The sequence below is a fragment of the Jiangella asiatica genome (assembly GCF_004349065.1).
GTDB lineage: Bacteria > Actinomycetota > Actinomycetes > Jiangellales > Jiangellaceae > Jiangella > Jiangella asiatica.
Map to the genome: position 1 here is coordinate 1 of NZ_SMKZ01000019.1, position 22,748 is coordinate 22,748.

At 71.2% G+C, this 22,748-nt stretch carries 20 protein-coding genes and 3 tRNA genes; 11 read left to right on the forward strand and 12 right to left on the reverse strand.

Annotation, left to right across the window (positions count from 1 at the left end; translation table 11 throughout):
* Positions 1 to 145 precede the first annotated feature (145 nt).
* Positions 146 to 1,078: a MurR/RpiR family transcriptional regulator gene (locus E1269_RS14560; RefSeq protein WP_131895695.1), complete on the reverse strand. Its 933-nt coding sequence runs from the start codon at positions 1,076 to 1,078 to the stop codon at positions 146 to 148.
* A 28-nt stretch (positions 1,079 to 1,106) separates the two neighbouring features.
* Complete coding sequence (locus tag E1269_RS14565) at positions 1,107 to 2,402, reverse strand: sulfatase family protein (protein WP_131895697.1); 1,296 nt, start codon at positions 2,400 to 2,402, stop codon at positions 1,107 to 1,109.
* Positions 2,403 to 2,881: 479 nt separating this feature from the next.
* Here E1269_RS14565 and E1269_RS14570 point away from each other — a divergent pair, with 479 nt between their 5' ends.
* Complete coding sequence (locus tag E1269_RS14570) at positions 2,882 to 4,807, forward strand: sialidase family protein (protein ID WP_203433593.1); 1,926 nt, start codon at positions 2,882 to 2,884, stop codon at positions 4,805 to 4,807.
* Complete coding sequence (locus E1269_RS14575; protein WP_203433595.1) at positions 4,807 to 5,805, forward strand: hydroxyacid dehydrogenase; 999 nt, start codon at positions 4,807 to 4,809, stop codon at positions 5,803 to 5,805. The genes E1269_RS14570 and E1269_RS14575 overlap by 1 nt, the downstream gene beginning before the upstream one ends.
* Positions 5,806 to 5,856: 51 nt before the next feature.
* Here E1269_RS14575 and E1269_RS14580 read toward each other — a convergent pair whose 3' ends face one another.
* A complete protein-coding gene (locus E1269_RS14580) occupies positions 5,857 to 8,154 on the reverse strand; it encodes a HelD family protein (RefSeq protein WP_131895699.1) in 2,298 nt (765 codons plus the stop codon).
* A 115-nt stretch (positions 8,155 to 8,269) separates the two neighbouring features.
* On the opposite strand from E1269_RS14580, the gene E1269_RS14585 reads away from it, so the two are divergent.
* From E1269_RS14585 to E1269_RS14595, 3 genes are all read left to right on the forward strand, one after another.
* On the forward strand, positions 8,270 to 9,112 hold the full coding sequence (locus E1269_RS14585; protein ID WP_131895701.1) for a PPK2 family polyphosphate kinase: 843 nt from the start codon (positions 8,270 to 8,272) through the stop codon (positions 9,110 to 9,112).
* A 115-nt stretch (positions 9,113 to 9,227) separates the two neighbouring features.
* Entirely contained in the window at positions 9,228 to 9,533 is a 306-nt protein-coding gene (locus E1269_RS14590; protein WP_131895703.1) for a hypothetical protein, read from the forward strand.
* Positions 9,530 to 9,787 carry a WhiB family transcriptional regulator gene (locus tag E1269_RS14595; RefSeq protein ID WP_131895705.1) on the forward strand — a complete coding sequence of 86 codons (258 nt, stop codon included), beginning with the start codon at positions 9,530 to 9,532 and terminating at the stop codon, positions 9,785 to 9,787. The genes E1269_RS14590 and E1269_RS14595 overlap by 4 nt, the downstream gene beginning before the upstream one ends.
* Here E1269_RS14595 and cobA read toward each other — a convergent pair.
* From cobA to E1269_RS14615, 4 genes are read right to left on the reverse strand one after another with little or no spacing between them, the layout of a single operon-like run.
* Positions 9,774 to 10,976, reverse strand: coding sequence for a uroporphyrinogen-III C-methyltransferase (gene cobA, locus E1269_RS14600; protein WP_131895707.1), 1,203 nt, complete (start codon positions 10,974 to 10,976; stop codon positions 9,774 to 9,776). The genes E1269_RS14595 and cobA overlap by 14 nt on opposite strands.
* Positions 10,976 to 11,671: a phosphoadenylyl-sulfate reductase gene (locus E1269_RS14605; RefSeq protein WP_131895709.1), complete on the reverse strand. Its 696-nt coding sequence runs from the start codon at positions 11,669 to 11,671 to the stop codon at positions 10,976 to 10,978. Before E1269_RS14605 ends, cobA begins: the two co-directional genes overlap by 1 nt.
* Positions 11,668 to 11,862 carry a hypothetical protein gene (locus E1269_RS14610; RefSeq protein ID WP_131895711.1) on the reverse strand — a complete coding sequence of 65 codons (195 nt, stop codon included), beginning with the start codon at positions 11,860 to 11,862 and terminating at the stop codon, positions 11,668 to 11,670. The genes E1269_RS14605 and E1269_RS14610 overlap by 4 nt, the downstream gene beginning before the upstream one ends.
* Before the next feature lie 52 nt (positions 11,863 to 11,914).
* Complete coding sequence (locus E1269_RS14615) at positions 11,915 to 13,576, reverse strand: nitrite/sulfite reductase (protein WP_131895713.1); 1,662 nt, start codon at positions 13,574 to 13,576, stop codon at positions 11,915 to 11,917.
* A 479-nt stretch (positions 13,577 to 14,055) separates the two neighbouring features.
* Between E1269_RS14615 and E1269_RS14620 the strand changes: the two genes are divergently transcribed.
* Positions 14,056 to 14,442, forward strand: a complete 387-nt coding sequence (locus E1269_RS14620; RefSeq protein ID WP_131895715.1) for a hypothetical protein — start codon at positions 14,056 to 14,058, stop codon at positions 14,440 to 14,442.
* Between the two features lie 245 nt (positions 14,443 to 14,687).
* Here E1269_RS14620 and E1269_RS14625 read toward each other — a convergent pair whose 3' ends face one another.
* The gene (locus E1269_RS14625; protein ID WP_131895717.1) at positions 14,688 to 16,316 is read right to left on the reverse strand and encodes an acyl-CoA dehydrogenase family protein; all 1,629 of its coding nucleotides are present in this window, start codon (positions 16,314 to 16,316) and stop codon (positions 14,688 to 14,690) included.
* Positions 16,317 to 16,339: 23 nt separating this feature from the next.
* Here E1269_RS14625 and E1269_RS14630 point away from each other — a divergent pair, with 23 nt between their 5' ends.
* The 3 genes from E1269_RS14630 to E1269_RS14640 all read left to right on the forward strand — a co-directional run bounded on the left by E1269_RS14630 (position 16,340) and on the right by E1269_RS14640 (position 18,967).
* A complete protein-coding gene (locus E1269_RS14630) occupies positions 16,340 to 17,263 on the forward strand; it encodes a pseudouridine-5'-phosphate glycosidase (protein ID WP_131895719.1) in 924 nt (307 codons plus the stop codon).
* Entirely contained in the window at positions 17,260 to 18,183 is a 924-nt protein-coding gene (locus E1269_RS14635) for a carbohydrate kinase family protein (RefSeq protein ID WP_131895721.1), read from the forward strand. The genes E1269_RS14630 and E1269_RS14635 overlap by 4 nt, the downstream gene beginning before the upstream one ends.
* 142 nt (positions 18,184 to 18,325) lie before the next feature.
* Positions 18,326 to 18,967: a ribosome small subunit-dependent GTPase A gene (locus E1269_RS14640; protein WP_131895723.1), complete on the forward strand. Its 642-nt coding sequence runs from the start codon at positions 18,326 to 18,328 to the stop codon at positions 18,965 to 18,967.
* A gap of 202 nt (positions 18,968 to 19,169) precedes the next feature.
* Here E1269_RS14640 and E1269_RS14645 read toward each other — a convergent pair whose 3' ends face one another.
* Entirely contained in the window at positions 19,170 to 19,823 is a 654-nt protein-coding gene (locus E1269_RS14645) for a maleylpyruvate isomerase N-terminal domain-containing protein (RefSeq protein ID WP_131895725.1), read from the reverse strand.
* Between the two features lie 214 nt (positions 19,824 to 20,037).
* Here E1269_RS14645 and E1269_RS14650 point away from each other — a divergent pair, with 214 nt between their 5' ends.
* Both E1269_RS14650 and E1269_RS14655 read left to right on the forward strand, forming a co-directional pair.
* Positions 20,038 to 20,730 (forward strand): hypothetical protein, encoded by a 693-nt coding sequence (locus E1269_RS14650; RefSeq protein WP_131895727.1) that lies wholly within the window; start codon positions 20,038 to 20,040, stop codon positions 20,728 to 20,730.
* Positions 20,731 to 20,994: 264 nt separating this feature from the next.
* A complete protein-coding gene (locus E1269_RS14655) occupies positions 20,995 to 22,113 on the forward strand; it encodes a DUF4037 domain-containing protein (RefSeq protein ID WP_131895729.1) in 1,119 nt (372 codons plus the stop codon).
* Between the two features lie 266 nt (positions 22,114 to 22,379).
* On the opposite strand, the gene E1269_RS14660 is transcribed toward E1269_RS14655, so the two are convergent.
* The 3 genes from E1269_RS14660 to E1269_RS14670 all read right to left on the reverse strand — a co-directional run bounded on the left by E1269_RS14660 (position 22,380) and on the right by E1269_RS14670 (position 22,638).
* A tRNA-Val gene (locus tag E1269_RS14660) sits at positions 22,380 to 22,454 on the reverse strand.
* A gap of 14 nt (positions 22,455 to 22,468) precedes the next feature.
* Positions 22,469 to 22,539, reverse strand: a tRNA-Cys gene (locus E1269_RS14665).
* Positions 22,540 to 22,565: 26 nt separating this feature from the next.
* Positions 22,566 to 22,638 (reverse strand) — tRNA-Gly (locus E1269_RS14670).
* Between the last annotated feature and the right edge of the window lie 110 nt (positions 22,639 to 22,748).

A 22,748-nucleotide genomic window follows, 5' to 3' on the forward strand; every position in this document is an offset into this window, starting at 1 on the left:
ACGTCGTAGCTCACCGAATCCGCCGCCCGCACCACCCCCACACCCGTCGCGAACTCCACCGACAACCCACGCAAACTCAGCACCGGACGACCCTGCTGCGTCGGCTGGTCGGGGAGCGCCGCGGGCAGTGGGAGCGGGCGAGCGGTCACGATGGGTTCCGCCAATCTGTCGGAAGGTCGTTGAGCCGTTCCTGACTGCCGCCGAGCTCGTCGAGCGCGGCGAACGTGGGGCCGCCGCGGGTCTCGGAGACGGCGGTGGCGATGGCCTCCAGCAGGGCGAGCCCGGCGACGCGCGCGCTGAACTGGGCGGCGCCGCGGGACACGGCGGAGCTGAAAATGGTCAGCGAGGTCTCGACGACCTCGCTGAGCGGTGACTGGGGGTTCGCGGTGAGGCCGGCGGTCTCGATGTTGTGGTCGCTGGCGTACTGCAGGGCCTGGACGGAGTCGCGGGAACGGCCGGAGTAGGAGATGCCGAGGACGAGGTCGCCGGGTCGCAGCCGGGCCACCTGCGCCAGCATCATCATCGGGTCAGCGGTCCAGGTGACGGCGATGCCGACGCTGGCGAGGCGGTAGCACAGCATCTGGCACAGGGGCGCCGCCGTGCCGGTGCCGATGAGCAGGACCGATGGTGCGGTGGCGAGCCGGTCCACGAGGTGCCGGAGGGCGGGTTCGGAGAGGTTGGCCAGGGTGTCCTGCATGCATTCGACCTCGAGGGCCATGACCCGCTGGATCAGGTCGACCGCGCCGCCGATGCCGGTGGGTGCCTCGAGGGTCAGTTCGACGGGGTGCGAGTGGTAGAAGCCGAGGGTCTTGCCCAGGTCGAGGGAGAGGGCCTGCGCGAACTCGCGATACCCCGAGTAGCTCAGCGCGTGGGTGAACCGGCTCACGGCGTTCTCGGAGACGCCGGCGGCCTGCGCCAGGACCTGGATGGCCACCCCGCGCACCTTCCACGGGTCGGCCAGGACGGTGTCGGCGACGCGGGCACGCGCGCCGGTGAGCCCCGGTCGAGCGGTGCGCAGACGTTCCAGGCACGACGGCGCGTCGGCGCCGGTCACGTCGTGCGGGGTATCGGGGGACATGTCACGCTCCACTTCGAGTCGTGCGCGGTCAGACGTTCGCTTCGCCTCGCTGACGAACGTCGAGGAAGTCGTCGCCGGTCTGGTCGCACCACGCGGCGAGCAGCTTCCGGTGCTCGTCCAGGACGTCGCGGTGGCTGGCGTCGCGGACGAGGTTGACCATCTCGCCGGGGTCGTCGTGGAGGTCGAACAGCTGCTCCCGATGCTGGCCCCACGAGTAGAGGACGTACTTGTACCGCGCGGTGCGCAGCATGCGACCCCGCGAGTGCGGCAGGACCGCGGGGTCCCAGGACGTCTCCGTGACGACGTACGCTGGCCCGTCGTGCTCGCGTCCTTCCGCCGCCGGGCGGACGCTGTGACCGCGCAGCCCGTCGGGTGGTTCGATGCCGGCGTAGTCGCAGAGGGTCGGGAGTAGGTCGAGCCCGCTCGACACGAGCGTGTCGGTGTCGACGTGGCCAGGCCTCGTCACACCCTTCCAGGAGACGATGAACGGGACCCGGACGGCCTCTTCGTACAGCGCCCACTTCTGGTTCCAGTGATGTGCGCCCATGCCGTCGCCGTGGTCGCTGGAGAGCACGACCACCGTGTCTTCCACGTGCCCGGACTCGCGCAGTGCGTCGAGGACCATGCCGATCTGGGTGTCCACGCGCTCGCAGAGGCGGTAGTAGGCGTGCCGGTACTGGCGCCAGAGGTCGTCGCTCCACCCGTCGGTCGGGTGCTGCCTGGGGAACCGTGCCCGGACGATGCGCAGCAGTTGCGGCTCGTCCGGTGCGGCTGCGAAGTTGGCCGGCAGGCTGGGGCACTGCTCCGTAGGCACCTCCGCGACGCCGCCCCACGGCAGCGGTTCGTTGCGCGCCCACTCGCAGATGTTGTGCGGGTTGTCGAATGAGGCGACGAGGAAGAACGGTCGGTCGCGCGGTGCCCGCAGGAAGTCGGCGCAGCGCGCGGCCAGCTCGTCGTCGCCGAACCCGATGATGTGGTCGTAGCCGAGATCGCCGTCGAGGTCGTAGCCGGGAAGATGCCACTTGCCGCCGTAGGCACAGTCGTAACCGGCCCCGGCGAACAGCCGGCCGAGCTGCTGCTCACGCAGCGCGCCGGTGAGTCCGGCCTCGTTGCCGACGACGCCCATCTCGTGGGGGACGCGTCCAGTGAGCATGCTCGCCCGCGACGGACTGCACAGCGGCTGGGTGCAGTAGGCGTTGCGGAACACCGTGCCGTGCTGGGCCAAGCTGTCCATGGCAGGGGTGTTCAGATCGTCGTTGCCGACGCAGCTCATGGCGTCGGCGCTTTGCTGGTCGGTCAGGATGAACACCACGTTGGGTCGCATCGATGCGTAGGTTTCCCTTCTCTCCCGGACGCCCGGGACGCCTCCCGAGCACCGTAGGTGTCACTCGCACGACTGTCAATGGAATAAGTTGATATGCAGCAGTACTTTCTGCTAGTTCTGCCGCCTCGTGATCGTCAACCGGCAGCGACCTCATGACGTCGCTACTTGTTGACGATCATGTGGCGACGCCGGTGCGCTCATCGGCAGCAGGGGCGGCCGCCGTCACTGTCGCCAGGGGCCTTCCCGCAAGGGGGAGGCGGTGTGGGGTGGGCGTAGCTCTTGCGCACCCTCGCGTGCCCCGCGGCAGAGTTAGAAAGAAGTATTATTACCTGTTTATCTTCATCAGTAACAACTGTTACGATCTTCGCCGGGACGTCCCAGAACCCCCATCGAACCGTCTGGCCCCGGCGAGCTGCCGTGCCGACACCCGGCACGGCAGCACCGTCGGCACGGCCCGATCAGCGACGAAATGGAGATCCATGACCGAGCGAATGCGCAGCCCACGCCGCTTGCGGATGGCGTGCGCGGTTGCCACCGTCGGCCTCCTCTGGGCCGCATCCGTCGTCCACGCCGCCAGCGACGAGCCGGTGACCCCGGCGTCGTCGGCGGCCGAGATCACCTACAGCACGATCTTCGAGAGAGGCACCGACGGCTACCACACGTTCCGGATCCCCGCGATCGTTCAGAGCACCGAGGGCACGCTGCTGGCCTTCGCCGAGGGCAGGGACGGCGCGAACGACGACAGCCAGAGCGACATGGTCCTGAAGCGGTCGTTCGACGGCGGTGTGACCTGGGAACCGATCCAGGTCATCGTCGACGACGACTTGACCAACAAGTGGGGCAACCCGGTGCCGATCGTCGACCAGACCACCGGGCGGATCATCCTGAACGTGACCCGCACCGCTGGCGAGGTCACCGGCGCGCAGGTCCGCTGCGGCGTCACCGAGGAGCAGACCCGGCGCTCGTTCATGATGTACAGCGACGATGACGGCCAGACGTGGTCGGTGCCCGACGAGATCACGCAGGACGTTCGGCCGGACAACTGGCGGCACTTCGTCGGCGGCCCAGGCCACGGCATACAGCTGACCGAGGGCCCGAACGCCGGGCGGCTGGTCATGGCCGGCGCCCACTCGGTCGCGCCACCGGAGGGCTCGGGCATCGACTGCCTGGACGATCGGCTGTTCGGCGGGCACTCGCTCTACAGCGACAACGGCGGGGCGACCTGGCAGCTCGGAGGTGACGACTCGTCGCTGGAGGACATGGTGAATCCGAACGAGTCGACGGTCGTCGAGCTCGACGACGGGACGCTCTACTTCAGCGCCCGCGACCAGGGCGGCACCACCCCCGGCCGGCGGGCGCACACCACCAGCTCCGACGGTGGCGCCTCGTTCGACGCCCCGTACCAGGCGACCGACGGCATCGTGACGGGCCAGATCGAGGGGTCACTGCTGAAGCTGCCGACCGACAGCGGCGCCAGCCTGATCGTCTTCTCGGCTCCCGACCATCCCACGGCACGCGAGAACGTCACCCTGTGGACGAGCGACGACCAGGCCGCGACCTGGAACAAGGGCCTGCGGATCTACGACGGGCCATCGGCCTACACCGACCTGGTGGACCTGGGCGACCAGGGCGGCACCCCGATGCTCGGCGTGATCTTCGAGAACGGGCCCCGGCTGTACGACCAGCCCTACCTGTCCTACCACCACGAGGTCAGCTTCGCGCGCGTCCCCGTGGAGCTGCTCGACGACGCGCAGCCCGCGCCGCCGGTCACGCCCGACACCTCCGGCAACGGCAACGACGGCGCCGTCAGCGGAACGCCGCAAAGCATCGCCGGGCAGTTCGGCACCGGCTTCGAGCTCGCCGGTGACTACGTCGAGCTGCCGCAGACGAGTTCGCTTGCCTTCGACGACGGGCCGTTCACGGCGGCGATGTGGTTCCGGACCACCAGTCAGGAGACGCAGTCCCTCATCTGGGCGCACTCGCGCACCGACGGCGAGCCCAAGTGGTGGATCCGCCTCGAACCCGACCTGAACCGTATCCGCGGCCTGCTGGACAACGGGACGTCGACGCGCTCGGTGACGGCCACCGGCAACCTGGCCGACGGCGCCTGGCACCACGTGGCGCTGACCCGCGACCAGAACGGCGTCGTCCTCTACGTCGACGGCGTCGCGGTCGGCTCCGGGACCGCGCTGTCCGGTTCGGTGTCCGACGGCGCACGCACCGGCATCCGCGTCGGCACGCGGGTCGACGGCATCAACGACCCGCTGCGCGGCAGCGCCGACGAGGTGTGGTTCTTCGACCGGGCGCTGACCGCGAGCGAGATCGCCGCGCTGGCGGCCAGCAACACCGCGCCGTCGAGCGGCACCGTGGCGCACCTGCCGCTGGACCAGATCGTGGCCTTCTGATGGCGAGGACCCGTCCCGTCGCCGCCCTGGCGATGTACGCCGATCTCGCCGGCGGGCTGTTCGACGCGGCCACCCGGGCCCGGCTGGACGAGCTGGTCGAGCTGCGCGGTGAGGTGCTGACCGACTTCACCAGGCCGGAGGCGAACGACACGCTCCGCGAGGTGGAGGTGCTCGTCACCGGATGGGGCGCGCCGGAGGTGGACGCCGCCGCGCTGGCGGCCGCACCCGAGCTGCGGGCGATCGTGCACACCGCCGGCACCGTCAAGGGGATCGTCGATCCGGCCTGCTGGGAGCGGGGGGTGACGGTGTCCACCGCCGCGAGCGCGAACGCGGTGCCGGTCGCCGAGTTCACCCTCGCGATGATCATCCTGGCCGGCAAGGACGCCTTCGCGACGGAGCACCGTGACCGGTACCTCCGGCCGCACGACAACCCGGAGTCCACCGGCAACTACCGGCGCACGGTCGGCATCGTCGGCGCGTCGCGGGTGGGTCGCCGGCTCCTGGAGCTGCTACGGAAGCTCGACCTGGACGTGCTGCTCAGCGACCCGTTCGTGAGCCCGGAGGAGGCTCGCGCGCTGGGCGCGACGTGGCACGACCTGGACGAGGTGATCAGCCTGTCGCGGACGCTCAGCCTGCACGCTCCGTCGGTCCCCGAGACCCGGCACCTGATCGACAAGCGCCGACTCGGGCTGATGCCGGACGGTGCGACGTTGATCAACACCTCGCGGGGTGCGCTGGTCGACGAGGCCGCGCTGGTGGACGAGCTCACCACCGGGCGGATCAACGCGATCCTCGACGTGACCGACCCCGAGCCGCCGGCGGCGGACTCGCCGCTGTACACGCTGCCGAACGTCTTCATCACCCCGCACATCGCGGGGTCGATCGGCAACGAGGTCCAACGCCTGGGCGCGGCGGCGGTCGACGAGCTGGCCCGGTACGTGGCGGGCCAGCCGTTCGAGCACGAGGTCAGCGCGGCGCACCTGCCGACGATGGCCTGAGGACAACCGAGGGGTCGCCACCGCACGCGCGGTGGCGACCCCCTCGGACGGTCACTCGCGGTCCGCGGCCGCGAGCATGTCGGGTAGCGGCGCCGTGTGCACCAGCACCAGGCGCTGCGTCGGACGCGTGACGGCGACGTAGAGGTCGGTGGCGCCGCGCGCGGACTCCGCGAGCAGCTCCGCCGGCTCCACCACCAGGACCGCGTCGAACTCGAGTCCCTTCGCCTGGCCGACGGTCAGGACGGTGGCCGGTGCGTCCAGGGCGTCCGCGCTGGAGACCCGCGAGATGGTGTCGCGCAGCGCGCCGGCCAGGCCGGAGTGCAGCTCGTCCAGCCGGGCGTGCGGAACGATGACGGCCACCCGGCCCGACCCGACCGCGTCGATCTGCGCCCGGACCAGCTGCGCCAGCCGGGGGAGCAGCTCCTCGGCTTCGACCCATACCGCGCGCGGCCGCTCGCCGGTGGACCGCACCGAGGTCGGCGGCTTGAGTCGCGGGTCGATGAGGGCCAGCACCTCGGCGGCCAGGTCCATGACCTCGCTCGGGGTCCGGTAGTTGACGGTGAGCGTCTCCTGCCGCCAGCGGTCGGGAACGTGCGGCTCGAGCACGTCAGCCCACGACCGCGCCCCGGCCGCGGCGCCGGTCTGTGCGATGTCGCCGACGACGGTCATCGAGCGGCCCGGCGCCCGGCGCATCACCATCCGCCAGGCCATGGGGGACAGCTCCTGCGCCTCGTCGACGATGACGTGGCCGAAGGACCAGGTGCGGTCGTTGCCGGCCCGCTCGGCGACGCTGCGGCGGGTCTCACCGCCCCGGTAGCGGGCCGCCACCAGCTCCGGGTCGACCGGGACGTCCAGCTCCAGCTCGTCGAGCAGGTCGCGGGCGTACTGGACCTCGGCCTGCTCCCGCTGCCGGGCCAGCCTGGCGGCCTCGTCGGGGTCGTCGATCTCGCCGAGCACCTCGGCTGCCTCGTCCAGCAGCGGCACGTCGGCCGCCGTCCAGACGTCGGTGTCGTCGCGGAGCAGCAGCGCCTTCTCGGGCTCGGTCAGCGCGCCGGCGGCGGCGTCGAGCAGGCGCGGGGAGGCGAACAGGTCGGCGAGGAGCCGCTGCGGCGTCAGTGCCGGCCAGAGATCGTCGAGCAGCGCGGCGACGGGCGGCTCGCCGGCGAGGTCGACGCGGATCTCGGCGAGGTCCTCCTCGTCGACGGAGTCGCCGAGCCGGCTGGCCTGCTCGCGCGCCAGGTGGGTGAGCAGCTCACGGACGAAGACCTTGCGGGCGACGTTGTGCGGACGGCGGGCGCGCCGGGCCCGGGTACGCGCGGCCCGCACCGCGGCCGGTTCGAGCCGGAGCTCGAGCCCGTCGATCTTCAGCTCGACCGGGCCGTCGGGCAGCCGCTGCCGGTCGCGGACCGCGGCGGCGACGACCCCGGCCATCCGCGGGTCGCCCTTCACGACGGCGACGGCGTCCGGCTCGCCGTCGTCGACCGCCTCGACACCGGGCACCAGCTCGCCGACGGTGGACAGCACTACGCCGGTCTCGCCCAGGGACGGAAGCACCTGGTCGATGTAGTGCAGGAACGTCCGGTTCGGGCCGACCACCAGGACGCCGTTGGAGCTGAGCCGGTCGCGGTGGGTGTAGAGGAGGTACGCCGCGCGGTGCAGCGCGGCGACCGTCTTGCCGGTGCCCGGGCCGCCCTGGACCACCAGCACTCCGGCCAGCGGCGAGCGGATGATGCGGTCCTGCTCGGCCTGGATGGTGGCGACGATGTCGGACATGCGGCCGGTGCGGTGCGCCGTCAGCGAGGCCAGCAGCGCCGCCTCGCCGCGCAGCGTCCCCTGACCGCCGGCCGGTAGCGCGTCGAGGTCGAACACCTCGTCGTCGACCGCCAGGACCGTGCGCAGCTTGGTCTGGATGTGTCGGCGACGTACGAGGTCGCCGGGGGCCGCGGCGGTGGCGCGGTAGAAGGGCTCCGCGGCCGGCGCCCGCCAGTCGATCAGCAGCTGCTCGTAGTCGTCGTCGGTGAGTCCGATGCGACCGATGTAGGAGGTCTGTCCGTCCCGGAAGTCCAGCCGCCCGAAGCACAGCCCGCGGTCGACGCTGCCCAGCCGTTCCAGCCGCTCCACGTCACGGGCCACGAACGCCTCGCGGTCCCACACCGCCTGGTGCGTGCCGCCACGCTCGCGGTAGAGCGACGCGAGCCGGTCGACCAGTCGCGCCTTGAGCAGGTCGAGCCGTTCGTACAGCCGGGAAATGTAGGGCTGCTCCTCGGCCACCGCGTCGTCGTGCCGCACGTGATCGTGCGAGACGCCATCGCCCGAAAGGCGATTTGACAGATTCGCTTCCGTATTCATAGGCTGAATGACGTTCCCTTTCTTGGGCGCCCTTTTGGGCGTTTGTTCGGCAGCTGCCGAATCGCTAATTGTAGCGCCTCCCATCGATGCATTCGTCCTCGGCTAGGGTTGGCTGATGACGCCGCCGTCGTGGTCGAAGCTCCTCCGTCCGCAGCCCGGCCCGGTCGACCTGGCCGCCATCGACACCCGGGGCACGCCAGGCTTCACCGGCGACAAGACCGCCGGGCGCGAGGCACTGCTCGAGCTCGAGCCCACCATCGCCGACCTGCAGGAGCGGCTCTACGCCCACGGCCGCAGCGGGGGAGAGCGGCGGTTGCTGCTGGTACTGCAGGGCATGGACACCTCGGGCAAGGGCGGCACCATGCGCAAGGCCGTCGGGCTGATGGACCCGCAGGGCGTCAGCATCAAGGCGTTCGGCCGGCCCACCGCCGCTGAGAAGCGCCGCGGGTTCCTGTGGCGCATCCGCCAGGCGCTGCCCGCCGCCGGCCGGCTCGGCGTGTTCGACCGCAGCCAGTACGAGGACGTGCTCGCCGCCAGAGTCCGCCGGCTCACCACGCCCGCCGTGATCGAGCGCCGCTACGACGCCATCAACGAGTTCGAGAAAGAACTCGTCGACTCCGGCTGCGTCGTGGTCAAGGTGATGTTGCACATTTCCCGCGACGAGCAGAAGGCGCGGCTGGCCGAACGGCTGGACAATCCGGAGAAGCACTGGAAATACAATCCCGGCGACATCGACGACCGCAAGCTGTGGGACGAGTTCCAGCACGCGTACGAGATCGCGCTGGAACGCTGCAACACCGACGTCGCACCGTGGCACGTCGTGCCGGCCGACCGCAAGTGGTACCGCAACCTCGCCGTCGCCCACCTGCTGATCGAGCACCTGCGCGACCTCGGCCTGGACTGGCCGCCGGCCGACTTCGACGTCGAGGCAGAACGAGCCCGGCTCGACGGCTCCTGAGCCCCCGCCTACGCCCACGGGAGCAGACGACCGCGCGTCGGCTACGCAGATCTGCGTACGCGGGTCCGCCCCCGAGCGGACGACGCCCGCGCGATCGACGACGAAGATCGCTTCCGTGGACGCTGCCATCAGGGATCGAGACTCCCGGCGTGGCGCGGCCGAAGCGGAAGCGAGCTCGATCATGGTCACTGACACCACCGCCCTCGCGGCCGAGATGCGGTATCGCAGCGCGGTCGTCATCAGTGCCGAGCTGCGGAGGCTTGCCGGCCGGGCGCGCGGCCTGAGCGAAACCGACTTGGACATCCTCGAAACGGCACTGACCGATCTCGCCGAACGCCTGATCCTGGCCCCGCTGCGTGCTTGTCCGTACCGGGCCGATCAGTTCCGGCGGCTCTTCGACGTTGCCGAGGCCGGACCATGACGGCCGAGCACGCGGCGGGAGCGTGGTTCGTCCGGGGAGCCTGCCGGGACGCGGAGCCCGACCTCTTCTTCCCGCTCGGGGCATCCGAGCACTCGCTGGCGCAGGTCGAGGCGGCTGCCGCCGTCTGCGCGGGGTGCCCGGTCACCGAGGAGTGCCTGACCTGGGCCCTGGAGACCGGCCAGGATCACGGCATCTGGGGTGGTACGACGCCCGAGGAGCGCCGGATGATGCGCAGGGCGCTCAGCCGCCGGTGACCGCGAGGGCCGCCACGTCGCCGACGACGACGACGGCGGGCGGCTTGGCGCCAACCTCGGCCGCGGCCCGGGCGATGCCCGACAGGGGAGCGGTCGTGACCCGCTGGCCGGGCCCGAAACCGTCCTCGACCACCGCGGCCGGGGTGTCCGGGTCCATGCCGTGCGCGATGAGCTGCGAGGTCGTGTCGGCGAGCAGGCTCACGCCCATGAGGAAGACGAGCGTGCCCTCGGTGCCGGCCAGGTTGGACCAGTCCAGGCCCTCGTGCCCGGAGACGACGGTGAACTGCTTGGACAGCCCGCGGTGGGTCACCGGGATGCCGGCCGCGGCAGGCACGGCGACGGCGCTGGTGACGCCCGGCACGACGGTGACCGCGACGCCGGCCGCCCGGCAGGCCGCGGCTTCCTCGCCGCCGCGGCCGAGCACGAACGGGTCGCCGCCCTTGAGCCGGACGACCCGGCGCCCGGCCTGCGCGTGCTCGACGAGCAACCGGTTGATCTGGTCCTGCGGGATCGGATGGTGGCCCGGGGTCTTGCCCACGTCGATGACCTGGACGTCGTCGTCGAGCTCGTCGAGCAGCGCGCGCGGCGCCAGCCGGTCGACGACGACCACGTCGGCCTCGGCGAGCAGCTGCCGGCCACGGGTGGTGATCAGCCCCGGGTCGCCGGGGCCGCCGCCGACCAGCGCCACCGAACCGCGCAGCGGCGCGCGCTGGGGCCGCGTCGGCAGGCCTCCGGTCTCCACCGCGGTCTGGACGGCCGTGCGCAGCCGGGCCGCGCGGCGAGGGTCGGCGCCGGCGCTCACCGCGACGATCACGTCACCGACTCGGGCCACCGCGGGGGTCCACGCAGCCGAACGCGCCGCGTCGTCGGCCCGGACGCACCAGGTGCGCTGGGCGTCGGCCGCCGCGGCGACCGCGTCGTCGACGTCCGGGTCGCCGGTGGCGGTGTGCACGAGCCAGGCGCCGCCGAGGTCCCCGTCGGTGTAGTCGCGCGGCGACCACGAGGCCCGGCCGTCGGCGATCAGCTCGGCCAGCGGCTCAGAGACGAACGGCGCGACGACATGCAGGTCGGCGCCAGCGGCCGCCAGCGGACGGGCGCGGCGGGCCGCGACCGGCCCGCCGCCCACCACGACCACCCGCCGCCCTGTGACGTCGAGCAGCAGCGGGTACCGGGCCGCTTCGTGGCTCATCAGAGGTTGATCCCGCACTCGGTCTTGGACGAGCCCGCCCAGCGGCCGGCCCGCGCGTCCTCGCCCGGCGCGACCGGCCGGGTGCACGGCTCGCAGCCGATGGACAGGTAGCCCACCTCGCGCAGCGGGTTGACCAGGATGCCGTGCTCGGCGACGTACGCGTCGACCTGCTCATCGGTCCAGGTTGCCAGCGGGTTCACCTTGACCTTGCCGCGCTTGGGGTCCCAGGCGACGACGGGGGTGGTGGCGCGGCTGGGCGACTCCGCCCGCCGGACGCCGCCGGCCCACGCGTCGTACGGCTTGAGCGCCCGGTCCAGCGGCCACACCTTCCGGATGGCGCAGCACAGGTCCGGGTCGATCTGGTAGAGCTTGCCGTACTCCGCCTCGTGCTCGGGCACCCGCAGCGGGTGCGTGATCGTCTCGACCTCGACGTCGTACGTGGCGGCGATCGCGTCGCGGGTCCCGATCGTCTCGGCGAAGTGGTACCCGGTGTCCAGGAACAGCACCTTGATGCCCGGGACAGCGGTCGACGCGACGTGCGACAGGACGCCGTCGGCCATGGACGCGGTGATGGCGAAGCGCTCCCCGAACGTCTCGTGCGCCCAGCGGACGATCTCGCCGGCCGGTGCGTCCTCCAGGTTGCGGGCGGCGTCGATGGCCAGGGCTTCCAGGGAGTTCGTCGGGCAGAGGGTCATCCTGCGCTCCTTCTGGTCGAGAGGCCGAGCAGCTTCACCGAGAAAACCCGCAGACAGGACCGGCACTCCCACCCGCCGTGCTGTTCGACGGACCGGCTGGCGTCCTCGGCGGAGAAGAGTGCCTCGGCCGGGTGCAGATCCTCGTCGGCGCAGAACGGGCAGTGCATGATCGCGGCCCTGGTCTCGCTCATCCGTCACTCCTCGGGCGCCGAGCGCTGGCGAGGTCGCCTGTCCTGACGCCCCTCACTGCAGTGCCGACTCGTCGGCCCGGGCCACCCACTGGGCGAATCGCTCGCCGTCGGCGCGCTCGTCGAGGAACCTGCGCACCACCCGCTCCACGTAACCGGGGAGCTCAGCGGCGGTGACCTTGTGCCCGCGCAGTTTGCGTCCGAACCCGGCGTCGAGGCCGAGCCCGCCGCCCAGGTGCACCTGGAAGCCCTCCTCGCCCTTCACGATCTGCCCCTTGAGGCCGATGTCGGCGACCTGGATCCGGGCGCAGGAGTTCGGGCAGCCGTTGACGTGCAGCGTGATGGGCACATCGATCTGGTCGGCGACGTCGGCCAGCCGGCTCTCCAGCGTGGCGACGGTGTCGGCCGCGAGTCCCTTCGTCTCGACGATGGCGAGCTTGCAGTACTCCAGGCCAGTGCAGGCCATGGTGTACCGGCGGAACGTCCCCGGCCGGGCGGCCAGGCCGATCGCGTTGAGCTCCGTGATCAACGACTCGACCTCGTCGCCGGCGACGTCGAGGATGACGAGCTTCTGGTGCGGCGTCGTGCGGATGCGCCCGGAGCCGTGCGCGGCGACCGCGTCGGCCAGCTTGGAGAGCATCGAACCCGACACCCTGCCCACCACCGGTGCCACACCGACGTAGTAGCGGCCGTCCTTCTGCTGGTGGACGCCGACGTGGTCGTACGGCTCGACGTGCTGCGGTGGCGGCGGCCCGTCGATCAGACGGCGACCCAGGTACTCGCTTTCGAGCACTTCGCGGAATTTTTCTGGGCCCCAGTCGTCAACCAGGAACTTCAGCCGCGCCCGGTGCCGCAGCCGCCGGTAGCCGTAGTCGCGGAAGATGCCGGTCACACCGGCCCACACCTCCGGGGCCTCCTCCAGCGGCACCCACGCGCCGAGCCGCACCGCCAGCTTCGGGTTCGTGGACAGCCCGCCGCCGACCCACAGGTCCAGGCCGGGGCCGTGCTCGGGGTGGTTCACCCCGACGAAGGCGATGTCGTTGGCCTCGTGGACGATGTCCGGCAGTCCGCTGACGGCCGACTTGAACTTCCGCGGCAGGTTCGAGAACTCCGGCGAGCCGATGTAACGACGCTGGATCTCGTCGATGGCCCAGGTGGGGTCGAGGACCTCGTCCGCGGCGATGCCGGCGACGGGGGAGCCGAGGATGACGCGCGGGGTGTCGCCGCACGCCTCCGTCGTGGACAGCCCGACCGCCTCGAGCTTCTCCCAGATGACCGGCACGTCCTCGACCCGGATCCAGTGCAGCTGGATGTTCTGCCGGTCGGTGACATCGGCGGTGTCGCGGGCGTACGTCGTCGAGATCTCGGCGATGGTGCGCAGCTGCTCGATCGACAGCGCCCCGCCGTCGATGCGCACCCGCAGCATGAAGTACTCGTCGTCGAGCTCGTGCGGCTCCAGGACCGCGGTCTTGCCGCCGGGGATGCCGGGCTTGCGCTGGGTGTACAGCCCCCACCAGCGGAAGCGCCCACGCAGATCCTGAGGGTCGATGCTGTCGAACCCGCGCTTGCTGTAGATGTTCTCGATGCGCTTGCGGACGTTGAGTCCGTCGTCGTCCTTCTTGAACCGCTCGTTCGGGTTCAGCGGCTCCAGGTGCCCGAGGGCCCACTGCCCCTGTCCCCGGGGGCGCTTCGGGGTCGGCGTCTGGGTAGGCGGCATGTGCAGGCTGTCCTCGATGGAGTCGGGGACGCACGGTTCGCGCTGGGTAGGCGCTGCAGGTCGGCGGTGACCTGGAGGATGCCGGCGCGACCGCGCGCCCGGCGGGGAGAAACCGGAGGGCGGTCTAGAGCGCCTGACAGAGCATGCTGTCCATGCGGCCGTAGTCGACGTGACGTCGGCTCACCAGCAGCAGCGGCAGGGCGGACAACATGTCGGCCATGGTGGCACGGAAGTCCGCTGATGACGAACCGCTAGTCCATGATGCGGACAGTCGCGTCTCACATACAGAGAAACCCCACCAACTCAGTATGTTTTCCCCGCCCATTGGGAATGATCACGTTCAGCACGAAACCTCGTGTCGCACCATGCTCACAAGCCTCGTGATGCGCGGGCAACCCTAGTGACGGGCGATAGGTGACGAGCGACGGGGCGACGGCGTCGCTCGGCGCGGAGGCACGGACAGATCGTAGGATCGGCGGATGCAGCGAACCCGTCGTGTCCCCGCCCTGCTCGCCGCCGGCATCCTCTCCGGAGCTCTGGTCCTCTCCGGATGTTCCGAACAGCTCGACCAGGGGTTGAACGACCTCGCCGCCAGCGCCCTGGAGGACGCCGTCAACCAGCAGCTGGCCGATGCCGGCATCACCCTCGAGGAAGGGCCGGACTGCAGCACGGACCTGACCCGCGACGGCAACGCCCTCACCGGCGACGCCAACTGCGACGCGGTCGCCGTCGACGGCCGGCCGGTGCGCGCGGAGTTCGACGGGACGCTGTCCAGCTCCGGGTGCAGCGGCTCGCTGGCCGTGTACCACGACGACACCGCGGTCGCTCAAGTCGACGAGATCCCGGACTGCTCGGTCTCGTTGTGACCTGGACCTGACGGTCCACATCACCAGGATTGCCCGCGCGTCACCTGGCTTGTGAGCATGGTGCGACACGAGGTTTCGTGCTGAACGTGATCATTTGGGATGACGGCGGCGGGGTCACTCGGAGGGGTGGCCGGTGGCGGGTTCGACGGGGCGGTCGGCGGTCTGGTGCTGGCAGTCGCACCAGGTGCGGCCCTTCGTCCGCGCCGGGCAGTCGTCGTGGCGGTCCTGGGCACACGCGGCACAGATCACGACGCCTCCGGGGTGGCTCGGCGCACGATCGCCTCGGTGTCGGCGTCCGGCGGCAGCGTGCCGTAGACCCCGTGACGACCGTCGAGCCGAGTGGCGCAGAACGTGTCGGCCACGGCCGCCGGCGCATAGCGGACCAGCAGGCTGGCCTGCAGCAACGCGGCCATCCTACCGGCCAGGTCGCGGGCGCGGCCGGGCCCCGGCGACGGGGTACCGGCCAGCTCCGCAATCGTCGCGGCCAGCGTCTCGTCGAGCCGGCGGTCCTGCCCCTTGGCGGCCTCGACCTCCGTGCGCCAGGCGGCGACGGCGTCCGGCTCGCGCCCCAGGACCCGCAGCAGGTCGAGCGCCTGGATGTTGCCCGCACCCTCCCAGATGGAGTTCAGGGGCGCCTCGCGGTAGAGCCGGGGCAACCCGCTCTCCTCGACGTAGCCGTTGCCGCCCAGGCACTCCAGTGCCTCGGCGACGGCGGCCGGGGTGCGCTTGCAGATCCAGTACTTCGCCAGCGGCAGCCCGATGCGGCGTAGGGCGCGTTCGTGCTGGTCGTCGGCGCGGTCGACCGCCGCGGCCAGCCGCATGCCCAGCGCCGTCGCGGCCTCCGACTCCACGGCCAGGTCGGCCAGGACGGCGCGCATCAGCTCGGAGTCGGCCAACAGGGTGCCGAACGCGGACCGGTGCGCGGCATGCCAGCTGGCCTCGGCCACCGACCGGCGCAGCAGCGCGGCGGACCCGAGCACGCAGTCCAGGCGGGTGGCCGCCACCATCTCGATGATCGTGGCGACGCCGCGGCCCTCGTCGCCCAGCCGCTGGGCCAGCGCGCCGTCGAGCTCGATCTCGGCCGAGGCGTTGGCGCGGTTGCCCAGCTTGTCCTTGAGCCGCTGGATGCGCATCGCGTTGCGGCCGCCGTCGTCGAGGACACGGGGGAGGACGAAACAGGTCAGCCCGCCCGGTGCCTGGGCGAGCACGAGGAAGAGGTCGTTCATGGGGGCGGAGCAGAACCACTTGTGCCCGGTGAGCCGGTACCAGCCATCTCCGTGCGCGATGGCGCGGGTGGTGTTGGCGCGCACGTCGGAGCCGCCCTGCTTCTCCGTCATCGCCATCCCGGCGAGCAGGCCGTGCTTCGTCGCCGGCGGCCGCAGCCCGGGGTCGTAGATGCCGCCGAGCCGGTCGGCCCACGCCGCGCCGGCACCAGGGTCGGTGCGCAGCGCCGGAACGGCGGCGTAGGTCATGGACACCGGGCACAGGTGAGCGGCTTCGAGCTGGCTCCAGACGATGAACTTCGCGGCCCTGGCGGCATGCACGCCGGGCAGCGGCCGCGACCACGGGTCGGCGCTCAGGCCGTACTCGAGCGCCGTGGACATCAGCCGGTGCCACGATGGGTGGAACTCGACCTCGTCGATGCGATGGCCGTAGCGGTCGTGAGTGCGTAGGACAGGCTCGTTCACGTCGGCCTCACGCGCCCATCGCTGGGCCTCCTCGGAGCCGGCCTGCCGGCCGAGGTGGTCCAGCTCGACGCGGTCGTCGGCCCACCCGTACCGCTGGAACGCCTCGACCAGCGCGACGTCGGCGCCGAACGCGTCGTACCCGGTCAGCGGGGGTGGCTGGTTGGTGACCTCGTGCGTGACGCCCATCTCGTCACGGTACCGTCCGGAGCATGCCCCCGGAACCGAGGATTCGCGTCCACGACGACGTGCGTGCGGCGCTCGCGGCGGGTCGGCCCGTCGTCGCGCTGGAGAGCACGATCATCTCGCACGGGCTGCCTCGGCCCGACAACCTGGCCGTCGCCCGTGACATCGAGGCCACCGTGCGCCGACGAGGTGCGATACCGGCCACGGTCGGGATGGTCGGCGGCGCGCTGGTCGTCGGGCTCGACGACGCCGGCCTGGAGCGGCTGGCCGGCTCCGACGACGTCGTCAAGCTGTCGGTGCGTGATCTGGCGGTCGCGTCGGCGGCAGGTGTCGACGGCGCCACGACGGTGGCCAGCACGAGCGCCGTCGCCGCCGCCGTCGGGATCGAGGTGTTCGCGACCGGCGGCCTTGGGGGAGTGCACCGGCGCGCCGCTGAGACCTTCGACGAGTCCGCCGACCTCACGACGCTCTCTCGCACGCCGATCGTGGTGGTGTGCGCCGGGGTGAAGTCGATCCTCGACGTCGGCGCCACTCTGGAGCGGCTGGAGACCCTCGGCGTCGGCGTCGCCGGTTACGGGACGCACCGGTTCCCCGGCTTCTACGTCACCGACAGCGGGTTCGACCTCGACTGGCGGCTGGACAGCCCCGAGCAGGTCGCGGCGGCGTGGCGGGCCCAGCGCGGGTTCGGCGTCACCGGCGCCGCCCTGGTGGTCGGCAACCCGGTGCCGGCGCAGGCCCAGCTCGACCGCGACCTGCACGACCGCGTCCTCGCCGACGGCCTGGAGATCGTCGAGCGCGACGGCGTGACCGGCAAGGACGTGACGCCGGTGCTGCTGGCCCACTTCCACGAGGCCACGGCGGGGGCGAGCCTGGCGACCAACGTGCGCATCATCCTCGCCAACGCCGACCTGGCGGCCCGGATCGCGGCGGCGCTGGCGGACGCCTCGTGATCGTCACCGTCGGCGACGTCGCCACCGACGTGCTGGCCGTGCTCGCCGCTGACCTCGCGCCAGGCTCCGACACGCCGGCGACGGTGCGCGTAGCCGGCGGCGGCCAGGGCGCCAACACGGCCGCCTGGCTGGCCGCCGCCGGTGCCGCCGTGACGTTCGTCGGCGCCGTGGGCGACGACGGTCCTGGCCGGGACCGGGTGGCCGAGCTGCGGGCCGCGGGCGTGCGCGTCCAGGTGTCCGTGTCGCCGGACGCCGGAACCGGGAGCGTCGTCGTGCTGGTCCGCGACGGCGAACGCACCATGATCAGCGACCGCGGCGCCAACGATCGGCTCGATCCGCGGGTGGCGGCGACGGCCGTCGCGGCGGCGGCCGACGACGGCGCGCGGCACCTGCACCTGTCCGGCTACACCCTGTTCGACGACGGCTCCCGCCCGGCCGGTCTCGCCGCCCTGCGTCAGGCGCGCGACTCCGGGCTCACCACCAGCGTCGACGCCGCGTCGGCGGCACCACTGCGCGCGGCCGGACCGGACTTCCTCACCTGGGTGGACGGCGTTGACCTGCTCTTCGCCAACGCCGACGAGGCCGACGTCCTGGCAGACAGCGCAGGTACCCCGGCCGCGATGGCGACGGCGGCCGGCGGCGCCGTGGTGGTGAAGCTCGGCGCGGACGGTGCCGTGTGGGCCGACGGCGACGGCGTGCGGCGCGTGCGGGCGCGGCCGGCGGCGGTGGTCGACTCGACCGGCGCCGGTGACGCCTTCGCGGCAGGGCTGTTGACGGCGTGGGTCGCCGGCGCCGACGTGCCCGAGGCGCTCGCGGCGGGCTGCCGGCTCGGCGCGGTCGCCGTCGGGGCGACGGGAGCGCGCCCTGCCGCCGGCGCGAGATATTCGGTGGCCCCCGCCGACGGCGGCGAGCTACGGTGAGCGCATCGTCAATGTGCCAGTTCGACACGTCGGAGGAGGTGAGAGCCGTGTTTGCGGGTCATGCACCCCGGCGCTCTCCCGTCTGGAGGTCGTCGCGCCGCTAGTGCCGCGCGAGGCCTCGCCGCCACCGGAGGTCTCAACCATGTCGTCGTCCAGGAGCCGCTTGCGCGAGCTGGGCTGGACCGCGGCCGTCCTCGATCGATTCGCCGACCTGCGCGCGGCGCATCAGCCCGCGCGGGTGTCCGGAGTGGACGACGCCGGCGCCGACCTGGTCGGCGGGTCCGGCGCGATCCGCGCCAGCCACGGGGGAGCGCTGCTGCGCGCGGCGGCGGCCGACACCGCCGCCTGGCCGGTCGTCGGCGACTGGGCCGCGGTGCGCGACTGGCCAGACGGCCGGGTGACCCTGGAAGCCGTGCTGCCGCGGGCGACGACGCTCGTGGACGCGGCCGGGCGGCTGGTCGCGGCCAACGTGGACGCGGTGGTCGTCACGGACGGCGTGGAAAAGCTGCGCGGGCAGGTCGGGGTGGGCCGGACGGTGGCGCTGACCGGTCCCGACGACGACGTCCACGCGGCGCTGCGTGAGGTGCTTCGGGGGCGGCCAGGACCGCAAGACGGTGACGTCGCGGCCGTCGCTTTGCTGCGACACGTGGGGGAGGAGCGCCGAGCCGAGCCGGTGGGCGGCGCCGAGCTGGTCGTCGTGCCCGGCTGCGGGGTGGTCATCGCGCTGCCGGGCCTGGGCGCGGGGTGGTCGCTCCTCGACGCGGCCCGTCAGCGCCCGGCCTGAGCGCATGCGGCTCTCCGTCCGATCCCAACCCCGAAATGCTGCGGGCACCCGCCCCGGCAATAGGGTCCTGGCCGCAGGTGACGTAACGGCCAGGACCGGCGGCGTCCCGCGACCCAGGTGAGCGGGACGCCTAACTCCATAACGTTCCCGGTCGGCGCGCGATCATGCGTCGGTCGTCGAGGGAAATTCGTCCTCGCCCGAGTCAGCCGAGGACGAGCGGGAGCTTGGCGCGGAAACAGGTCAGCGCCGCCGCCTCCGCGTCCGTGGGCGTGCGCCGTCCGGTGCCGACCAGCAGCGCGCCGGGGTCGGAGAACGAGGCCGGGAACGGGGCCCCGGCGATCTCCTCCAGCGATGCGCGGGCCGCCGCGACGGTCTCAGCGGGCGGCTCGGCCGCCGTCGGTAGCTGCGCGATCAGGTCGAGGTGGTGCAAGGTCCACTCGAGCACGTACGCGGACAGGTAGTCACCGACGGTCAGCACCTGGTCGCGGGTGCTGACGCGGGCCGCGGGATCGGCCAGCTCCGCGGCGCGGCCCGCGGCGGACCCCACGTCGTCGAGGTGGAACTTGAGCAACCACGGCTCGCCGTAGGCGGCGGCGAGCCGGGGGATCAGCGCATCGAGCGGGTCGTCGCCGGTCGGGGGCTCGACGAGCTCCCAGTACGTGACCGCGTCCACGGTCGGCTCGGTCTCGGCGGGCGTGACCAAGGTGATCAGAACGTCTTGTGCGTCGATGACCAGGTGGCACACCAGGTCGCGCACGAGCCAGCCAGTGCAGCCGGACGGCCGCTCGAAGTCCTCGTCCGAGAGCTCTGCGACCGCCGAGCGCAACGCCGTCCACGAACGTGAGAAGAGGTCCACGGCCGCACGGTATGCGGGACGGGATCGGCAGGCAACCACGCCGAATGGCCGATCCGCTCGCAAGGCTCGACCGGGAGATCGACCCGCTCGAGAACCTTGATCCAATCCAACGGCATCCGATGCACGTATAGCCGTAGAGCACGGGGGCGGCTGCGTTCCCTCCGGATGTGGGGCGCTGCCACCCCGTGAGGTGAGTTCCACGACAGGAGGAAACGTGACTGATCGTCGCAGCACGCGCCGTAGGACACGGCTGAGCGCCATGCTGGCCGTCGCGGCCATGATGGCCGCACCAGGAGCGATCCCGACATCCGCCTCGGCCGATACCACGGCCGACCCGGCCATCCCCACGCTGCAACTCAACGTCTTGGACCGCAACGGCGCGATCCTGCAGGCGGACCCCTGCTGCACGACCATCAACACCGGCCTGGAGGCCACCGTCCTGAACGGCGAAACCGCGATGCAGCCCCTCCTCGACGGCACCGAGCGAGGATACGCGGACCCCGGTGAACTCGTCTGGCTGTACAACCTGGAACGGGGCGCCCGCTACGACATCTCGGTGAGGTACACCGACGCGAAGACAGGCGAGGTCTTCGGGACCACCAACACGGTGAGCTTCACCACCGAGCCGTCGACCGATGTCGAGCCACCCACCCCGCCGACCAACCTTCGCTTCGTGGAGGGGCCACCGCCACAACTTCCCGGCCACGTCAACATCGTCTGGGACGACGCGACGGACAACGTCGATTCGGGCCGCGACATCCAGTATGTCGTCAGGCGTAACGGGAACCTCACCAACGGGACTACCGAAGCCGCCCCAGGAGACGTCTTCACCGTCACGGCGATCGACAGGTCCAACAACGCCGCGCAGCCCGCCCGGACGGTGTTCACCGGTGACGTAGACGAATAGAGACAAGGCCGGCCGCACAGTCGCTCCGCGGCCTTCTCCTGATCATCAACGGTTGGCGACGTCATGGTGTCGCCCACCGTTGATGATCATGGGTTGGGCGATCACGTCGTCATCCAACGTGGCGGCCAGCAACGCAGGCGAGCGACGTTGGCTGACCTGAATACTCCAGACTGTCCATCCAGCCCAGTGGTCTTTCGTCGCTTCGTAGCTTGGGCTCGGCGATATTGGTTGGCTTTCGTTGCTTTGGCCGAGCAGAGTCAGCGAATGCCGACACAGACTCCCGAGTTCGTCCCTGGCCTTGAACTGTCACGTGTCTTCTACGAAGAGGCGGTGCGGCCGATCCTCGATGCGGCCTTTCCCGGGTTGTGCTACGCCGCTGCGCGTGTCGGGACGGGATCTGAGGTGCTGGGCTTCGATACCGCCCGATCAACGGATCACGAATGGGGACCGCGGCTGAGTCTCTTCCTCGATCCACAGGACGCATCCGTTTACGGTGCCGACCTGCACGAGCTATTGCGGGAGCGGCTGCCGAAACATGTGCGGGGCTGGCCGACGCATTTCCATCACGCTGACCCGGATGACCCGATCGGTCGGATGGCGATGACGGACGGTCCAGTCAATCACCGGGTCTGGCTGACCGATGTCAGCCGATGGTTGTACGACCAGCTCGGCCTCGATGTGGGGTCCGGCGAACCGACGGTTCGCCATTGGCTGGCGATGCCGCAGCAAAAGCTCTGCGAGGTCACTGGCGGTGCGGTGTTCCACGACGAACTGGGCACGCTCACCGCGGCTCGGCGAAGGCTGGCCTGGTATCCCGATCAGGTGTGGCGCTATCTCCTCGCCTGTCAATGGCAGCGGATCGCGCAGGAGGAGGCTTTTGTTGGACGTTGCGCCGAGGTGGGTGACGACCTGGGCTCCGCTGTAGTCGCCGGCCGACTGGTGCGGGACCTGATGCGCTTGTGTCTCATGCTGGGGCGACGCTACGCGCCCTACAACAAGTGGCTGGGCAGCGCGTTCCAGGAGCTGTCGGTGGCCGAGCGACTCACGCCGGCGCTGCACGGCGCGGTGACGGCGGAACGAAGCTCGGCACGAGAACGTCACTTGTGTGATGCCTACGAGCTGGTAGCCGCCGCGCAGAACGCCACGAGTCTCGCGGAGCCGGTGGATCCGACGCGCCGCCTGTACCACGGTCGGCCGTTCCGGGTGCTGCACGCCGAACGGTTCGCACGAGCTCTGGCGCAGACGATCACCGATCCAGCGCTGCGCGCCCTACCGCTGTCTGGGGCCGTGGATCAGTGGGCTGACAACACGGACTTTCTCGCATGGAAACCCCCGGTGCATGCCGCAATAGACGCGCTCGGGCGAAACGGTCTGGACCAATGAAAGTCCCACCAACTTCAGTCTGACCAGGGCAGACTGCCAGGATGACTTGGGGGACACGTACTCATCGGGCCCATCGTCGGCGATTGCTGCGGAGCTCAGCTCAGTTCGATCCCGCCCAGGTCGACCGTGCAGATCGTCGGCGACGGTGTGGTCGCTTGTGACACGCCCAAGCCCTCCGATTGGATGGCTGGATGTCGGACGTTGCCGGACAGCCGCCCGAAGGCCGGTGCCTGACGATGACGCCCGGCCTCTGACCTGCTGAAACGTGGTGGGCGATACTGGGATTGAACCAGTGACCTCTTCCGTGTCAGGGAAGCGCTCTCCCGCTGAGCTAATCGCCCCAGTCTTCGTGCCGAGGTGGAGACGGGATTTGAACCCGTGTAGACGGCTTTGCAGGCCGTTGCCTCGCCTCTCGGCCACTCCACCGTGATGAGGCCGAAAGCCTCGCTCCGAGCGGACGACGGGACTCGAACCCGCGACCCTCACCTTGGCAAGGTGATGCGCTACCAACTGCGCTACGTCCGCACGCACCTGCCCCGACCGGAACCGGAACCGCGGTGCGGATGAAACATTAGCCCATCGGAGCCGCCGTCGCCAAACGCGGTAGCGTCGCGTGGTGTGGACGAGCCGGCACG

Excerpts from the sequence above, each read along its gene's own strand:
- E1269_RS14610 (WP_131895711.1), bottom strand. The coding sequence starts at position 11,862 with ATGAGCGAGACCAGGGCCGCGATCATGCACTGCCCGTTCTGCGCCGAC.
- cobA (WP_131895707.1), bottom strand. The coding sequence starts at position 10,976 with ATGAGCCACGAAGCGGCCCGGTACCCGCTGCTGCTCGACGTCACAGGG.
- E1269_RS14605 (WP_131895709.1), bottom strand. The coding sequence starts at position 11,671 with ATGACCCTCTGCCCGACGAACTCCCTGGAAGCCCTGGCCATCGACGCC.
- E1269_RS14585 (WP_131895701.1), top strand. The coding sequence starts at position 8,270 with ATGACGCCGCCGTCGTGGTCGAAGCTCCTCCGTCCGCAGCCCGGCCCG.
- E1269_RS14615 (WP_131895713.1), bottom strand. The coding sequence starts at position 13,576 with ATGCCGCCTACCCAGACGCCGACCCCGAAGCGCCCCCGGGGACAGGGG.
- E1269_RS14565 (WP_131895697.1), bottom strand. The coding sequence starts at position 2,402 with ATGCGACCCAACGTGGTGTTCATCCTGACCGACCAGCAAAGCGCCGAC.
- E1269_RS14595 (WP_131895705.1), top strand. The coding sequence starts at position 9,530 with ATGACGGCCGAGCACGCGGCGGGAGCGTGGTTCGTCCGGGGAGCCTGC.
- E1269_RS14625 (WP_131895717.1), bottom strand. The coding sequence starts at position 16,316 with ATGGGCGTCACGCACGAGGTCACCAACCAGCCACCCCCGCTGACCGGG.
- E1269_RS14570 (WP_203433593.1), top strand. The coding sequence starts at position 2,882 with ATGACCGAGCGAATGCGCAGCCCACGCCGCTTGCGGATGGCGTGCGCG.
- E1269_RS14620 (WP_131895715.1), top strand. The coding sequence starts at position 14,056 with ATGCAGCGAACCCGTCGTGTCCCCGCCCTGCTCGCCGCCGGCATCCTC.
- E1269_RS14630 (WP_131895719.1), top strand. The coding sequence starts at position 16,340 with ATGCCCCCGGAACCGAGGATTCGCGTCCACGACGACGTGCGTGCGGCG.
- E1269_RS14655 (WP_131895729.1), top strand. The coding sequence starts at position 20,995 with ATGCCGACACAGACTCCCGAGTTCGTCCCTGGCCTTGAACTGTCACGT.
- E1269_RS14580 (WP_131895699.1), bottom strand. The coding sequence starts at position 8,154 with ATGAATACGGAAGCGAATCTGTCAAATCGCCTTTCGGGCGATGGCGTC.
- E1269_RS14575 (WP_203433595.1), top strand. The coding sequence starts at position 4,807 with ATGGCGAGGACCCGTCCCGTCGCCGCCCTGGCGATGTACGCCGATCTC.
- E1269_RS14640 (WP_131895723.1), top strand. The coding sequence starts at position 18,326 with ATGTCGTCGTCCAGGAGCCGCTTGCGCGAGCTGGGCTGGACCGCGGCC.
- E1269_RS14560 (WP_131895695.1), bottom strand. The coding sequence starts at position 1,078 with ATGTCCCCCGATACCCCGCACGACGTGACCGGCGCCGACGCGCCGTCG.